The organism is Flavobacterium plurextorum (assembly GCF_002217395.1).
GTDB classification, from domain to species: Bacteria; Bacteroidota; Bacteroidia; order Flavobacteriales; family Flavobacteriaceae; genus Flavobacterium; species Flavobacterium plurextorum.
In genome coordinates, this window is record NZ_MUHD01000032.1 from 9655 (window position 1) to 25751 (window position 16097).

A 16097-nucleotide genomic window follows, 5' to 3' on the forward strand; every position below is an offset into this window, starting at 1 on the left:
AATCTTGATAAACGAATTGTATGCGTAAAATTTGTATTTTTTTGCTGGTTTTATTATGTGGTAACGTTTTGCGATCACAAGTAAATCCGGCGGCTCAAGATACAACCAAAACTCAGTTTTCTGTTGGAAAATTAGAGTTAGAAAATCCGCCTAGTATACTTTCAGCTTATCGATATGATCCAATTACAGATCGTTACATTTATACAAAATCAGTGGATGGTTTTTCCATTGATTATCCTCTTATTTTAACACCTAAAGAATACGAAGATTTAGTTTTAAAAGAATCTAGAAGAGATTATTTTAGAAAAAAATCCGATGCAATCGATGGGAAAAAGACAAATAGCGAAGCTGCCAAAAAAGATTTACTTCCTCGTTATTACATTAATTCAAGCCTTTTTGAAAGTGTATTCGGAAGTAACACTATCGATGTAAAACCTACCGGATCTGTCGAGATGGATTTGGGTATGCGTTACACAAAACAAGACAATCCTTCTTTCTCACCTCGTAATAGATCAAGTCTTACATTCGATTTTGATCAACGAATCAGTATGAGTTTAATGGGTAAAGTAGGAACAAGATTAGAAGTAAATGCAAATTACGATACACAGTCAACATTTGCTTTTCAGAACTTGTTTAAACTGGCATACACACCATCAGAAGATGATATCATCCAAAAAGTAGAAGTTGGTAACGTCAGCATGCCGCTTAATAGTACTTTAATTCGTGGAGCCCAAAGTTTGTTCGGGGTTAAAACACAGCTGCAGTTTGGAAAAACAACTATTACAGGTGTTTTTTCAGAGCAAAAATCACAAACAAAAAGCGTTGTTGCCGAAAACGGAGGAACAGTTCAAAACTTTGATTTGTATGCTTTAGATTACGATAACGATCGACATTTTTTCTTATCTCAATACTTTAGAAATAAATACGATGGATCTTTAAGGAATTATCCAATTATTGATAGTCGTGTACAGATAACGAGATTAGAAGTTTGGGTAACCAACAAGCAAAACCGTGTAAGCACAAACAATAATAACTTAAGAAATATCATAGCACTTCAAGATTTAGGTGAAGGTCAAATAAGTGGTATTCCAGATAATGAAGTTGTTGTAATAAGTTCTAGTACAGGATTCTTTAATAATCCTATAGATACACCAACAAATAACACCAATAATAAATATGATCCTGCAACCATTGGTCAAGCGGGAGCATATTTAAACTCTAACATTAGAGAAATAGTAACAGCAAAATCAGGATTTAATAATACCAATGTAAGTGAAGCCACTGATTATTCGGTATTAGAAAATGCTCGAAAATTAACAGCAGCAGAGTATACATTTAATCCTCAATTAGGATATTTATCGTTACAGCAGCGTTTAGCCAACGATGAAATTTTAGCAGTAGCTTTCGAATATACAGTTGGTGGAAAAGTGTACCAAGTTGGAGAATTTGGAAGTGATGGTATTGACGGAACAGTGGTTACAGGAAACAATAATGGTAATCAGGCAATTATTACACAAAGTTTAGTTTTAAAAATGCTGAAAAGTAATTTGACAAACGTTAAGAATCCAGTTTGGAACTTAATGATGAAAAACGTTTATCAAATTCCACAGGCATATCAAATTAAACAAGATGATTTTAGGTTGAATATCCTTTACACAGACCCATCGCCTATAAACTACATTACACCAGTTCAAGGAACTACTTTTCCTCCAAATCCAGCACCAGATAATAAAGTGGAGCAAACGCCATTATTAAATGTTTTCAACTTAGATCGCTTAAACTACAATAATGATCCGCAAACAGGTGGAGATGGATTTTTTGATTACATTCCAGGGATAACAGTCGATGTTCAGAATGGGCGAGTAATTTTTACAACAAAAGAGCCTTTTGGAGAACTTATCTTTAAGAAATTACAAAACAGCACAGGAGAAACATATAACGATCCAACAACTTATAATGCCAATCAGCAAAAGTATGTTTTTAGAAATATGTATAAAAACACTCAGGCAGGAGCATTGCAAGACAGTGATAAAAATAAATTCTTATTAAGAGGAAAATATAAATCATCAGGAAGCAACGGAATACCTATTGGAGCGTTTAATGTGCCTCAAGGATCTGTCGTTGTTACTGCAGCAGGACGAAGACTGGTTGAAGGGATCGATTATAGTGTCGATTACCAATTAGGAAGAGTGCAAATTTTGGATCCTTCACTTCAGGCATCAAACACACCAATAGAAGTTTCATTAGAAAATAATTCAATCTTCGGACAACAGACGAGAAGATTTATGGGATTCAATGTCGAGCATAAAATTTCAGATAAATTTGTAGTTGGAGGAACTTATTTAAAAATGACAGAAAGACCTTTTACTCAAAAATCAAGTTATGGTCAAGAGTCAGTAAATAATACCATTTTTGGTTTTAATGGAAATTACTCAACAGAAGTTCCGTTTTTGACAAGGTTAGCAAACAAGCTGCCTAATATTGATACCGATGTGCCGTCGAATTTGTCTATACGAGGAGAAGTTGCATTTTTAAGACCAGATGCTCCAAAAGCAAGTGATTTTGAAGGAGAAGCAACTATCTACATTGATGATTTTGAAGGTTCGCAGACTACAATCGATATGCGATCTGCTTATGCATGGAGTTTAGCATCAACACCATTTGTTAATTCTATAAACGATAATACATTTAATGCCAATTCTAATACTTTAGAATACGGTTATAAAAGAGCAAAATTATCTTGGTATACTATTGATCCAATTTTTTATTCCTCAAAACCATCTGGAATTTCAAATGATGATTTGTCTTTAAATACAACAAGAAGAATTTACAGCCGAGAATTATATCCAAATACCGATATTGCTCAAGGACAGATTCAGGTAGTTAACACACTTGATTTAACGTATTATCCATCAGATAGAGGACCTTATAATAATAATCCAAATTTTAGTTCAAGTAATCCATCATCAAATTTTGGAGGAATTATGCGAGCTTTAAACTCAACAAATTTTGAGCAAGGAAACGTTGAGTATATTCAGTTTTGGGTTCTAGATCCTTATGTTGGAAATGGAGAATCACCAGGAACTAATACAGGTAAAATATATTTCAACTTAGGAGAAATCTCTGAAGACGTTTTAAAAGACGGAAGAAAACAATATGAAAACGGATTAGGACCAGATCAGATAATGGTTAACCCTCAGCCGCTTTGGGGAGATGTTCCTGCGTCGCAATCTTTGATTTATGCTTTTGACACCAATCCAGATAACCGAAAAAATCAAGATGTTGGTTTAGATGGTCTGCCAAGTTCAAAAGAAGGTGCGATTTATACAAATTATGCAGGAGAAGCTGATCCAGCTGCAGATGATTATACCTATTACTTAAATACTGATGGCGGTGTTCTTGAACGTTACAAAAATTACAATGGAGTTGAAGGAAATTCAGCAGTAAGTATTAATGATCCAAATCGTGGTTCAACAACTCTTCCAGATGTTGAAGATATTAATCGTGATAATACCATGAGTACGATTAATGCTTATTATGAATATAGTATTGATGTTAAGCCAGGAATGCAGGTAGGACAAAATTATGTTACAGATATTAGAGAAGTAAGTAATGTCGAGCTGCCAAACGGAGGGACAACTACAGCAAGATGGATTCAATTTAAAATTCCAGTTTCACAGCCGCAAAACACAATTGGAAATATTACAGATTTTAGATCTATTCGTTTCATGCGTATGTTCATGACCGGATTTAATAATCAGACAACTGTTCGTTTTGGAGCCTTAGATTTAGTAAGAGGTGAATGGAGAAGATATACAGGAACCCTTGATGCAAATGATCCAAATCCAGACGACGATGGAGTAGAGTTTGATGTAGCGGCAGTAAATATTCAAGAAAACGGAACCAAGTGTCCAGTAAATTATGTAATTCCACCGGGAGTTCGAAGAGAGCAGTTGTATAATAACAATACTGTTATCAATCAAAACGAGCAATCTTTGGCGGTACGAATTGGCGGTGTAGGTTTACAGTATCAAGATTCAAGAGCGGTTTTTAAAAACGTAAGTGTTGATATGCGTCAATACAAAAAACTTAAAATGTTTTTACATGCCGAATCTCTGCCAAATGAAAATACACTTGAAGATGATGAAATGGTTGGTTTCATTCGTTTTGGAAATGACTTTACACAAAACTTCTATCAAGTAGAAATTCCATTAAAAGTTACCAGAACTGGAGGTTCTTGTACGATAAGTCCAGACTTGGTTTGGATGGAAGAGAATAACATAGATTTAGCTCTTGATTTATTGACCAGTATGAAGATTAAAGCCATGTCTATTGATATCAATTCTGATAAGCGTGATATTAACGGAATCTATTATCCTGATGATGATTTATCAAGCGGAGGAGATGGTGATGGTAGATTGAAATTAGGTATAAAAGGAAATCCTAATTTTGGTTTGGTTCGAAATTTAATGGTTGGAGTAAAAAGCAGGGCCGATCATAAAGATATTAAAGGAGAAGTTTGGTTTAATGAACTTCGACTAGCAGATTTAGAGAACAAAGGCGGAATGGCAGCTATATTAAATGTTGATACTAATATGGCCGATTTTGCAACTGTATCTGCAACCGGTAGAAAAAGTACAATAGGTTTTGGATCTTTAGAACAAGGAGCAAACGAACGCAGCCGTGAAGACATACAGCAATATAATATTGTAACAAATTTAAATTTAGGAAAATTATTGCCTCCAAAATGGGGAATCAATCTGCCGTTTAATTATGCAATCGGTGAAGAAGTGATTACGCCTGAATATGATCCTTTTAATCAGGATATTAAGTTGGATCAGTTAATAAGAGAAACAACTAATGAGGCTGAAAAAGACAATATTAGAACTCGTGCTGTAGATTATACAAAACGTAAAAGTATCAACTTTATTGGCGTTAGAAAAGATAGAGCTCCAGAGCAGAAACCTCATGTTTATGATGTAGAGAATTTTACATTTTCTCAATCATACAATCAGGTTGAACGACACGATTATGAAGTTGAAAGTTATGAAGACGAACAGTCTAATACGGCAGTAAATTATGCCTATACATTTCAACCCAAAGAAGTAGTTCCGTTTAAGACTACAAAGTTCATGAAGAAAAGCGATTATTGGAAAATGTTAAGCGACATCAATTTTAATTATCTGCCGTCAAACATATCTTTTAATACTAATATTCTAAGACAAAGCAACCGCCAGCAGTATAGATTAGTTGAAGTTGAAGGTATTGGACTTGATCCTTTATACAGAAGAAATTTTGCCTTTAATTATCAATATGGTTTTGGTTTTAACCTAACAAAATCATTAAAACTAAATTATTCAGCAGCATCAAACAATATCGTTCGAAACTTCTTAAACGATGATAATTCTCCAAAAGAAGATTTTAATATTTGGGATGATTATTGGGATATTGGTACGCCAAATCAACACGTTCAGCAGTTAATATTGAACTATGATATTCCAATCAATAAAATACCAATTTTTAGTTTTGTAAAAGCGAGTTATTCTTATACAGCAGATTACAGTTGGAATCGTGCTTCAACAGCATTTACGCAATACGAAGATTCTAGTGGTAATATATACGACTTAGGAAACACGATTCAAAACGCAAATTCTAATACACTTACTACAACCTTAAACATGAATATGTTGTATAAGTATTTAGGATTAACGCCAGGGGCAAAATCTCCTGCAAAACCTAAAACAGCAGTTCCGCCAAAACCAGGTGAGAAAATTGTGAATACAGCCAAACCAGTTGTAAGCAGTAATCCTTTTTATGATGGTTTAATTGGTGTGTTGACTAGTGTGAAAAATGTTCAAATTAATTACACCAAAAACAGCGGTACCGTTTTACCTGGATATACACCAAGTATTGGTTTCTTAGGAACATCTAAACCAAGTTTAGGATTTGTATTTGGAAGCCAAGATGATGTTCGTTATGAGGCCGCAAAAAATGGATGGCTTACAACTTATCAAGATTTCAATCAAAGCTTTACACAAGTTACAAATAAGCTTTTAAAAGTTACAGCCAATATTGATTTGCTTCCTGACTTAAAAATTGATTTGTCTATGGATCGTGCCTATTCTGAAAATTCATCAGAGCAATTTAGTGTTGATCCAGCGACAAGAGAATATATGCCGTTGTCGCCTTACACTTACGGAATGTTTTCTATTTCGACAGTTTTGATAAAAACAGCTTTTTCGACTAGTAATGAAACACAGTCAGCAGCATTTGATGATTTTAGAAACAATCGTTTGATAATTGCAAACCGTTTGGCAGAAGAACACTATGGTGCAGGAGTTGAAATTCCGAGATATGGAGACGCAAATAATCCAATTCCAGCAGAAACAGATCCTAACTATAAAATATATCTTTCTAATCAAGGGTATCCTATTGGGTATACAAAAAGTAATCAAGCCGTTCTGTTGCCATCATTCTTAGCAGCATATACAGGCGGAGACGCTTCTGGTTCATCTACAGATATTTTTAGAAGTTTTCCAATTCCAAACTGGAGTATTAAATATAATGGATTAATGCGCTATAAATATTTTAAAGATAAATTCAAGCGTTTCTCATTACAGCATAATTACAGAGCATCTTATACTGTGAATCAGTTTAGATCTAATTTTGATTATAATGATCCTGCTAAGATACAAGACGTTAATACTAATTTCTATAATCAAATTATTATGTCTAATGTTAACTTAGTAGAGCAATTTAGTCCATTAATTCGAATGGATTTTGAATTGAAGAGTTCTTTACGTGTGCTTTCTGAGATTAAAAAAGACAGAGCATTATCAATGAGTTTTGATAATAACTTATTGACAGAAGTTAGAGGTGTAGAATATATAGTTGGATTGGGGTATCGTTTTAAAGATGTTATTTTCTCGTCAAGATTAGCAGATTCTCCAACAGGAATTATTAAGAGTGATATAAATATTAAGGCCGATTTCTCATTTAGAAATAATGAAACATTAGTACGATATTTAGATTACGATAATAATCAACTTGCAGCAGGACAAAATATCTGGTCGTTAAAATTAACAGCAGATTATTCTTTTAGTAAAAACTTGACCGCAATATTTTATTACGATCATTCATTTTCAAAAGCTGTTATTTCAACATCATTTCCTTTAACAAATATTAGATCAGGGTTCACGCTTCGATATAATTTCGGAAATTAAATTTGAGTTTCTAAACAGGAATTTATTAGAAGATTATTACATTTGTTGCAGAATTATTAAATTATCAATTTTCAAACACACAATTATGAGCATACCAGCAAATTTAAAGTACACAAAAGATCACGAATGGGTTAGCATCGAAGGAGATGTTGCAACAGTAGGAATTACTCATTTCGCACAAAAAGAGTTAGGAGATATTGTGTATGTTGAAGTAGAAACTTTAGATCAAACACTTGATAAAGATGAGGTTTTTGGAACAGTTGAAGCTGTAAAAACAGTTTCAGATTTGTTTTTGCCTTTAACAGGAGAAATTATTGCTTTTAATGATAGTTTAGAAAGCGCTCCAGAAACAGTAAATTCTGATCCTTACGGAGCAGGATGGATGATTAAGATAAAAATTGCAGATGCTTCAGAAATAGAATCATTATTGTCTGATGAAGCATACAAACAATTAATAGGTGCCTAAACAAATCCTTTTAATCTGGGCGATTATTTGCTCGGGAATCATTGCGTACTTTTGTTTGATAGATTCGAGCAAAATACCAGTAGTCAATTTTCCGAGTATAGATAAAATCGTGCACTTTTGTTTTCATTTTGGTTTTACGATTTCGTGGATCTTTTTTTTCAAAAAGGAACTCAAAGGCAAAGAAGCAGATGATTACAAAGCCTATTTGATTTCGTTTATATTTTCCGTTTTTTTCGGAATTACAATCGAAATTTTGCAAAGTGTTCTAACAGTTACAAGAGCTTCGGATGTAACAGATATTTTAGCAAATGCATTAGGTGCAGTTGTGGCAGTTTTTTCAGCCATGATTTTCAAGAAACAGATTGACAAAATATAAGAATTTACTAACCCACTTCGGTGGGTTTTTTATTGCTCAAAAATCAAGCTTTATAAAAGAGTATTTTTTGTGAATTTAAGTGTACTTTTGCGCCATTCTATTTAGCTTTAAAATTATGAATATCAAGCAATACCTAGATTCAACTTATTTAAAAACAGCTTCTCAAGCCGGACTTACGGAAGAAGAGAATACTATTGTCGTAAAAAAAGCAATTGAAGAAGCAATTCAAGAGAAGTTTAAACTAATTATGATTCGGCCGGATTTTGTAGCTATGGCCAAAGAAATGATCGTAAAAGCAAATTCAGCTTTGCTTGTTGGTACCGTAATAGATTTTCCTGAAGGGAAATCAAGTTTAGAGGTTAAAATAAAAGAAGCCAATGAAGCAATTGAAAATGGAGCCGATGATTTAGATTTTGTCTGTAACTACGAAGCTTTTAAAAATGGTGATACTGATTTAGTAAAAAAAGAAGTTTTAATAGGAACTCAAATTGGGCTGGCAAACAATAAAACAGTAAAATGGATTATAGAAGTTGCAGCTTTAAATGAAAAAGAAATTATTCAGCTTTCTTCACTTATAAAAAATGTAGTTGTATCCAATTTTAATGAAGAAGATTATGCATCAGTTTTTGTAAAATCTTCGACAGGGTTTTATAAAACGGAAAACGATCTGCCAAACGGCGCAACAGTTCCTACCGTAATTATAATGTTAGAAAACGCATCTCCATTGTCTGTAAAAGCTGCAGGCGGCGTTCGTTCTTATGAAGAAGCATTAGAAATGATTCGTTTAGGAGTTAAACGCATCGGAACTTCAGCAGCAAAAGTAATTGCAGACGGAGAAAGCACTACAAATCAGTATTAATTATAAGCCTAAATTTACGTGAACAAGATTTTTTCACTTGTTGTTATCTTTTTATATCCTTATTTTCTCTTCTCTCAAGAAACAAAAATAAAAACAGGTTTTTCCACAGAACAATTTCCAGTTTTTCCAAATTGTGAAAATCTTCAGTCTAAGAATCTTGAAAACTGCTTCTATAAAGAAGTACAGGATTTTGTATTTCATAATTTTAAAGTTCCTGAAAATCTTCAACAAAATAATTATAAAGGAGAAGTTAAAGTGCTTTTTGAAGTTGATGCTAATGGCAATTTTAAAGTAATTTATGTAAATGCGGCAAACGACTTATTGTCTGATGAAGTTAAGCGCGTTTTTGGTAAATTTCCTAAAATAAAACCTTCTACTTATAGTGGGAATCCAACTTATTCTAAATATACGATCTCTATTGATATACCTTTAAAAAGCGCAGATCAAATAGCTCAAGAAGCTTTGGCTGCAGCCGAGATTTTAAGGCCGGTTGAAAAACCCATGACAGAATTAGATAGTATTGTCTATAAAAAGTACAATATGCCTGAGTTTGAAAGTCATTTGAATGTGCCTTTTTCACACAGTTATTACGCGCAGTTTGATGGTGCTTTGAATCAAGTTGGGACTAATAATCATACAGCTTCAAAACCTTATACGTATACCGAAGTATCTAAATATTATAATCTGAAAGCAGTAAATCAATCCCTTCAAAAAAACGTTTCAACGTGGTTAGGAAGAAAGTTTTGGAACGAAAATATGGTTCAAATTCAAGGAGAAGATTATTGGCTGGCACTAAATCCAATTGTTGATTTGCAGATGGGGAAAGCCTCAGATATTGATGCTTCATATACTTATGTGAATACTCGTGCACTGAATTTTAGAGGAGGATTGGGAAAGCAAATTAACTTTACTACAACAGTTTTTGAAAGTCAAGGCCGATTTGCAGGTTATTTTAATGATTATGCCGAATCGATAAAACCATCAGGAGGGAATCCTGCAATCATTCCGGGAGTTGGAATTGCTAAAAGATTTAAAACCGATGCTTACGATTTTCCTTTAGCAGAAGCTAATATAACTTTTACACCAAGTAAGGTTTTTGATTTTCAGTTAGGTTATGGAAGAAATTTTATTGGAGATGGATATCGTTCTCTACTTGAAAGTGATGGAGCCAGCCCATATCCGTATTTTAAAATCAATACCACTTTTTGGAAGATAAAATACACCAATACTTATATGTGGCTTAAAGATGTTCGTCCAGATGTGACAGTCGAGAAAACGTATGCATCAAAATTTATGGCAAATCATTATTTAAGCTGGAATGTTTCAAACAAATTAAATTTAGGCTTTTTTGAGTCTGTGGTTTGGACAGATTCTAATAATAGAGGATTTGATGTTAACTTCGTAAATCCAATTATTTTTTATCGTACCGTTGAATTTACATCTTCTTCAAGAAGCGGAAATGCACTTTTAGGCATAACTTCAAAGTACAAATGGAATAATCAGATCAATTTATACGGGCAGTTTTTAATAGATGAATTTTCGGTGTCAGATGTAAAAGCGGCTAATAAAAGCTGGAAGAATAAATTTGGATATCAGATTGGAGCGAAATATTATGATGCATTTAAAGTAAAAGATTTGCTTTTACAGTTAGAATATAATCATGTTCGACCTTACGTGTACTCACACAGCGCTGTAATTACAAACTACGGACACAATAATCAAAGTGTTGGACATCAATGGGGAGGTAATTTTGAAGAACTTGTGGCAATTGCACGTTATCATAAAGGACGTATTTTTGCAGATGCAAAAATCACAACCGGTACAAGAGGTTTAGATTTTGATACGGCACAAGACAGTTACAATTATGGCGGAAATATTTATAAAAGCTATGATGAAAAAAGACCATATAATACGGGCGTAAAAGTGGGACAGGGAAATAAAACAAGTGTTTTTATTACCGATATTCAAGGTGGTTATTTAATAAATCCAATTACTAATCTAAAGCTTTTTGGAAATTTTATTTATAGAAACTTTGATCCAACAAAAGAGACTGCGTCAACTTTTAAGCAAAGTACTACTTGGTTTACGATAGGATTACGCTCTGATATTTTTAATTGGTACTTCGATTATTAGAATTTTTAATAAGATTTTTCGAAGTAATTGTGTTAAAGAATTGAAACTTCTCGATTTGGGACAGTTTTATTGAAAAAAATCTAAATTTATAGTTCCAAATTCTACAATCAAATTTGTACATTTGCACCACTCAAAAAAAAATACAAACACTACGGTATTGAACGCTTCAAAAAAAACATTTTCAATAAAAGCAATATTTCAGGATTTCAAAGAGATTACTAAAGCAGGTTTGGCTATTAGTGTTTTGTTCTCTTCAATTGCTGGATATTTATTAGGTGTAAATGATGAGCACCCTTTTGAATGGAGTGTTTTGGCGGTTTTGGCAATTGGTGGTTATTGTATGGTTGGAGCATCAAATGCTTTTAATCAAGTAATCGAAAAAGATATCGATTCTTTAATGGATCGTACAAAAAATCGTCCAGTTTCTTCAGGACGTATGTCGCCAACAACAGCGTTGGTTGTTGCCAGTTTACTTACTATAATTGGTATTTCATTGCTTTATACAATAAATGCTAAGTCGGCAATGTTTGCTGCAATTTCAATATTTCTATACACAAGTATTTATACACCATTAAAAACAGTAACTTCACTGTCTGTATTTGTAGGTGCATTTCCTGGAGCAATTCCTTTTATGTTAGGCTGGGTTGCTGCGACAGGAGAATTTGGTATAGAAGCAGGTACATTGTTTTTAATTCAGTTTTTCTGGCAGTTTCCTCATTTTTGGGCAATTGGCTGGTTTTTATATGAAGATTACGAAAAAGCAGGAATCTTTATGCTTCCAACCGGAAAAAAGGATAAAGGAACAGCTCTACAGGTTATTTTGTATACAGTTTGGCTTATTATTGCTTCATTATTACCAGTTTTAGGATATACAGGGCAATTGTTTATTTCGCCAATTGCTGCAGTTCTAGTGTTTTTATTAGGCTTATGGATGTTATTCTTTGCTGTTCGTTTGTATCAGCTTCGAACTGCAAAAGCGGCAAGAACATTAATGTTAGTTAGTGTGTCTTATATTTCGCTGTTGCAGATAGTATATATAGTAGATAAATTTTTAAGATAGTTATTTATGGAAATGACAATGACAAAAGGAGAAGAGCAAGTAAGAAAAGCAAAATCAGCTAAGTTGATTTTGTTGTTCGCAATGGTTAGTATGACCATGATGTTTGCAGGACTTACAAGTGCATTTGTAGTGAGTAAGTCAAGAGCTGACTGGTTGAAGAATTTTGAATTGCCAACAGCTTTTTATTATAGTACAGTAGTTATTATTGGTTGTAGTGTTACTTTTTATTTGGCTAAAAAAGCCATTCAAAAAGGAAATAGAAGCGCAACTACTGCTTTTTTATTAGGAACATTAGCTTTAGGAATCTTGTTTGTTGTGCTGCAGTTTGCTGGTTTTGGACAAATCGTTCAAAACGGGTATTATTTTACTGGAGAAGGTAGCTCAATTACTACAACTTTTTTGTATGTAGTAACCGTTACACACTTATTACACTTGGCAGGAGGGCTAATTTCACTTTTAATTATAATTTATAATCATTTTAAACAAAAATACAATTCGACTCAAACTCTTGGAATAGAACTAGGTGCGATGTATTGGCACTTTTTGGATTTATTATGGTTGTATTTATTTTTATTTTTATATTTCTTTAAATAAGAAAAAAACGTAAATTTGGGAACTTTTTAACGAATATCTTTTATGGGAGCGACAGTTACTACTGCAAACAACGACGAAAAAACTTGGGGAGGCGGTCATGAGATTCAGCCACTAGGAGCAAGTTATGGTAAAATGATGATGTGGTTTTTTATCGTATCAGATGCCTTGACATTTTCTGGATTTTTAGGAGCCTATGGTTTTTCTAGATTTAAATTTATTGAAACTTGGCCATTGGCTGATGATGTGTTTACTCACTTTCCTTTTATGCATGGTGTTTCGGCTCCAATGTATTATGTAGCCTTAATGACTTTTATTTTGATTTTTTCATCTGTAACAATGGTTTTGGCTGTTGATGCAGGTCATCAATTAAAGAAAACAAAAGTTGCAATTTACATGTTCTTAACAATTATTGGAGGTTTAATCTTCGTGGGCTCACAAGCTTGGGAGTGGAAAAACTTCATTAAAGGTGAGTACGGTGCAGTTGAAACAGTAGGTGGAAGTTTGTTACAGTTTGTTGATAAAGATGGTAAAAGAGTTGCTCTTGCAGATTTTGCTGTAAAACTACCAGAACAAAGAGAAGCTTTGACAAGAAATAAAACAACTTGGTTTATGGAAGATGCTCATGCATTGCCATCTTACACAGTTGCCGAAGTTCAAGCAGGATTTAAAGCACATCCTGAATTATTGATCAGAACAGAAAAGCTTACTGAGAAAAAGAAGAAAACTGTTCTAGATAGAGCAGAATCTGAAGCTCATTTAGCAAATGCAAAATATGTAGTAGAAGGTGCAAACTTGATTAGAAACGAGTACGGAAACAAATTGTTTGCTGATTTCTTCTTCTTTATTACAGGTTTTCACGGATTCCACGTATTTTCTGGAGTAATTATTAATATCATTATTTTCTTTAATGTATTATTAGGAACTTACGAGAAAAGAAGAAGCTACGAAATGGTAGAGAAAGTTGGTTTATACTGGCACTTTGTAGATTTAGTTTGGGTATTCGTATTTACAGTTTTCTACTTAGTTTAATTTTAGATTTTAATTATTATGTCACACGAGCACGTATCAAATACAAAGAGAATCTGGTTTGTTTTCGCATTACTATCAGTAGTAACTACAGTAGAAGTTATTCTAGGTATTTTAAAACCAGAATCATTAGAACTTACTCATTTTGTTGGTTTGAATTTATTAAACTGGATATTTTATATCTTAACTATTTTCAAAGCATATTATATAGTATGGGCATTTATGCACATGGAAGGTGAAAAAAGCAACCTTAGATGGTCTGTTGTGTCGCCGGTTATATTCCTAGTTTTATATTTATTGTTTATTCTATTAACAGAAGGACATTATATTTATGGGGTTTTTAAAGATTCTACTATTAAATGGAATTTTTAACATGATATTAATTCGAAAAGAAGCTCCGTTTTGCGGAGCTTTTTTTATTTTTGTACCTCAATAACTTCTGTTAATACAATGAAAAAAAATATAGTTCTTTTTGTACTTTTTGTTTTGCCGATTGTAGCCTATTTGTTTTTTGCTTCAGGCGTAAATAGTTTTACAACACTTCCGGTAATTACACCAAAGATTGCTGATTTTGGAGATTGGAAATCTTTAGACGGCAAAAAAGTTTCTCTCGATAAAAAAATTACAGTTTTAGGATTTTCGGGTTCTGATATTTTAAGTAACAGAGGAAATTATTTTAATCTCAACGAAAAAATATACAAACGTTATTATGGCTTTGAAGATCTTCAATTCGTAGTAGTCTGTCCAGAAGGTACAGAAGAAGAAGCTCAAAAAGTACTTGACGCACTTAAGCCTTTTACAGATGTTAAAGGGTGGAATTTTATTTTTGCTCCACCTGCTGAAATTGAAACTTTTTACAATCAGTTGCATTTAAAAGGAAAACTAGATAAAAACCTTGGAACTCCAAATGTTTACATTATAGATAAAGAGAGAAATCTAAGAGGACGTAAAGGCGGTGACAAAGATAAAAAGGACGAGTACAAGGAAGGCTATAATACTTTTCATCCATCAGAATTGAGTAATGAAATGTTGGATGATTTTAAAATTATTTTGTACGAATACCGTGCAGCATTAAAAAAGAATCATAACGCTACTAAACAACTTTAAATTCATTATATAATGTTCAAAAATAAATCATACATAGGAATTTCATTTATTATTCTAATTTTTGGAATTTATGCAGTTCCTAAAATAGTAGAGAGAATTAAGAATGGTGAAGTTGTAAAAGGAAACCGTTTGGATAATGTTGGGTTGAAAAATTCTAAAGCAGATGGAAAATTATTAACCATTGGCCCAGCACCAAAATTCGAATTGACTAATCAAGACAATGTTAAAATATCTAACGCTGATTACAAAGGGAAAGTTTATGTATTAGAATTTTTCTTTACAACCTGCCCGTCAATCTGTCCAAAAATGAATTTAAGCATGTTGGAGATTGAGAAAACATTCTTTGGTAATCCAAACTTCGGAATTGTTTCCATTACTATCGATCCAGCTCATGATACACCAAAAGTTTTAAAAGATCATGCAAAACTATTGGGAGTGAAATCATCAACTTGGAATTTTTTAACTGGAGATAAAAATACAATTATGGATTTATCTAATAAGGGATTTAATCTTTATGCAGGAGAAAATGAAAAAGTAAGCGGTGGTTTTGAGCATTCAGGTTTATTTGCTTTAATAGATAAAGACGGAAACATTCGCTGCAGAAAAGACGAATATGGTAACCCTAGTATTTATTATGACGGGTTAGATAAAAAAGGAGTTAGAGAAATTCAACAAGATATTAAAATATTATTAGAAGAGTAAAAATGGAAGATCAGTCTTTAGAAAAAAAGTTTAGCAAATTTATTATTGCCGTTTCGATTGTGATACCAGTGGTTGTTGCGATTTTGTTCGGAATCAAATTGAAAGATTTTGGAATTAATGTAGAGCCGCTTTCTTTTTTGCCTCCTATATATGCTACCACAAATGGTATTACAGCAATTGTTTTAGTTTGGGCAGTAATTGCCGTTAAAAACGGAAAACGAAAGCTGCACGAAAGATTAATGACTCTTGCGATTGGATTGTCAGTTGCTTTTTTAGTGATGTATGTGGCGTATCATATGACGGCAGATTCCACTAAGTTTGGAGGGGAAGGGATTGTACGTTATGTATACTTCTTTATTTTGTTAACTCATATTTTATTGTCAATCGCAATAATTCCATTGGTATTAATTACTTATGTAAGAGCACTTGCAAAACGATTTGATAAACACAAAAAAATAGCTAAAATTACTTTTCCGCTTTGGTTGTATGTTGCGGTTACAGGTGTTGTAGTTTACTTAATGATTTCTCCTTACTATGCTAATTAAAAACAA

12 protein-coding genes are annotated in these 16097 nt (G+C 33.0%); all 12 read left to right on the forward strand.

Going from position 1 to position 16097, the window contains the following annotated elements:
* Positions 1 to 20: 20 nt before the first annotated feature.
* The 12 genes from sov (at position 21) to B0A81_RS16800 (ending at position 16091) form a co-directional block, all read left to right on the forward strand.
* Positions 21 to 7223 (forward strand): T9SS outer membrane translocon Sov/SprA, encoded by a 7203-nt coding sequence (sov, locus tag B0A81_RS16745; protein ID WP_089059089.1) that lies wholly within the window; start codon positions 21 to 23, stop codon positions 7221 to 7223.
* Positions 7224 to 7308: 85 nt separating this feature from the next.
* Positions 7309 to 7689, forward strand: coding sequence for a glycine cleavage system protein GcvH (gene gcvH / locus B0A81_RS16750; RefSeq protein ID WP_089054433.1), 381 nt, complete (start codon positions 7309 to 7311; stop codon positions 7687 to 7689).
* Complete coding sequence (locus B0A81_RS16755; RefSeq protein ID WP_089059090.1) at positions 7682 to 8065, forward strand: VanZ family protein; 384 nt, start codon at positions 7682 to 7684, stop codon at positions 8063 to 8065. The genes gcvH and B0A81_RS16755 overlap by 8 nt, the downstream gene beginning before the upstream one ends.
* A 115-nt stretch (positions 8066 to 8180) precedes the next feature.
* A complete protein-coding gene (deoC, locus tag B0A81_RS16760) occupies positions 8181 to 8924 on the forward strand; it encodes a deoxyribose-phosphate aldolase (protein ID WP_089059091.1) in 744 nt (247 codons plus the stop codon).
* An 18-nt stretch (positions 8925 to 8942) separates the two neighbouring features.
* Complete coding sequence (locus tag B0A81_RS16765; protein ID WP_089059092.1) at positions 8943 to 11057, forward strand: gliding motility protein RemB; 2115 nt, start codon at positions 8943 to 8945, stop codon at positions 11055 to 11057.
* A 157-nt stretch (positions 11058 to 11214) separates the two neighbouring features.
* A complete protein-coding gene (gene cyoE, locus B0A81_RS16770) occupies positions 11215 to 12117 on the forward strand; it encodes a heme o synthase (protein ID WP_089059093.1) in 903 nt (300 codons plus the stop codon).
* Between the two features lie 6 nt (positions 12118 to 12123).
* On the forward strand, positions 12124 to 12711 hold the full coding sequence (locus B0A81_RS16775; RefSeq protein WP_089059094.1) for a cytochrome c oxidase subunit 3: 588 nt from the start codon (positions 12124 to 12126) through the stop codon (positions 12709 to 12711).
* 42 nt (positions 12712 to 12753) lie between these two features.
* Entirely contained in the window at positions 12754 to 13740 is a 987-nt protein-coding gene (locus B0A81_RS16780; protein ID WP_089059095.1) for a cytochrome c oxidase subunit 3, read from the forward strand.
* Positions 13741 to 13758: 18 nt separating this feature from the next.
* Positions 13759 to 14109 carry a cytochrome C oxidase subunit IV family protein gene (locus B0A81_RS16785; RefSeq protein WP_089054440.1) on the forward strand — a complete coding sequence of 117 codons (351 nt, stop codon included), beginning with the start codon at positions 13759 to 13761 and terminating at the stop codon, positions 14107 to 14109.
* A 78-nt stretch (positions 14110 to 14187) separates the two neighbouring features.
* Entirely contained in the window at positions 14188 to 14844 is a 657-nt protein-coding gene (locus tag B0A81_RS16790; protein WP_089054441.1) for a hypothetical protein, read from the forward strand.
* Between the two features lie 12 nt (positions 14845 to 14856).
* The gene (locus B0A81_RS16795; protein ID WP_089059096.1) at positions 14857 to 15546 is read left to right on the forward strand and encodes an SCO family protein; all 690 of its coding nucleotides are present in this window, start codon (positions 14857 to 14859) and stop codon (positions 15544 to 15546) included.
* A 2-nt stretch (positions 15547 to 15548) separates the two neighbouring features.
* Positions 15549 to 16091: a DUF420 domain-containing protein gene (locus B0A81_RS16800; protein ID WP_089054443.1), complete on the forward strand. Its 543-nt coding sequence runs from the start codon at positions 15549 to 15551 to the stop codon at positions 16089 to 16091.
* The last annotated feature ends 6 nt before the right edge of the window (positions 16092 to 16097 follow it).

Excerpts from the sequence above, each read along its gene's own strand:
- sov (WP_089059089.1), top strand. The coding sequence starts at position 21 with ATGCGTAAAATTTGTATTTTTTTGCTGGTTTTATTATGTGGTAACGTT.
- gcvH (WP_089054433.1), top strand. The coding sequence starts at position 7,309 with ATGAGCATACCAGCAAATTTAAAGTACACAAAAGATCACGAATGGGTT.
- deoC (WP_089059091.1), top strand. The coding sequence starts at position 8,181 with ATGAATATCAAGCAATACCTAGATTCAACTTATTTAAAAACAGCTTCT.
- B0A81_RS16775 (WP_089059094.1), top strand. The coding sequence starts at position 12,124 with ATGGAAATGACAATGACAAAAGGAGAAGAGCAAGTAAGAAAAGCAAAA.
- B0A81_RS16780 (WP_089059095.1), top strand. The coding sequence starts at position 12,754 with ATGGGAGCGACAGTTACTACTGCAAACAACGACGAAAAAACTTGGGGA.
- B0A81_RS16785 (WP_089054440.1), top strand. The coding sequence starts at position 13,759 with ATGTCACACGAGCACGTATCAAATACAAAGAGAATCTGGTTTGTTTTC.
- B0A81_RS16790 (WP_089054441.1), top strand. The coding sequence starts at position 14,188 with ATGAAAAAAAATATAGTTCTTTTTGTACTTTTTGTTTTGCCGATTGTA.
- B0A81_RS16795 (WP_089059096.1), top strand. The coding sequence starts at position 14,857 with ATGTTCAAAAATAAATCATACATAGGAATTTCATTTATTATTCTAATT.
- B0A81_RS16800 (WP_089054443.1), top strand. The coding sequence starts at position 15,549 with ATGGAAGATCAGTCTTTAGAAAAAAAGTTTAGCAAATTTATTATTGCC.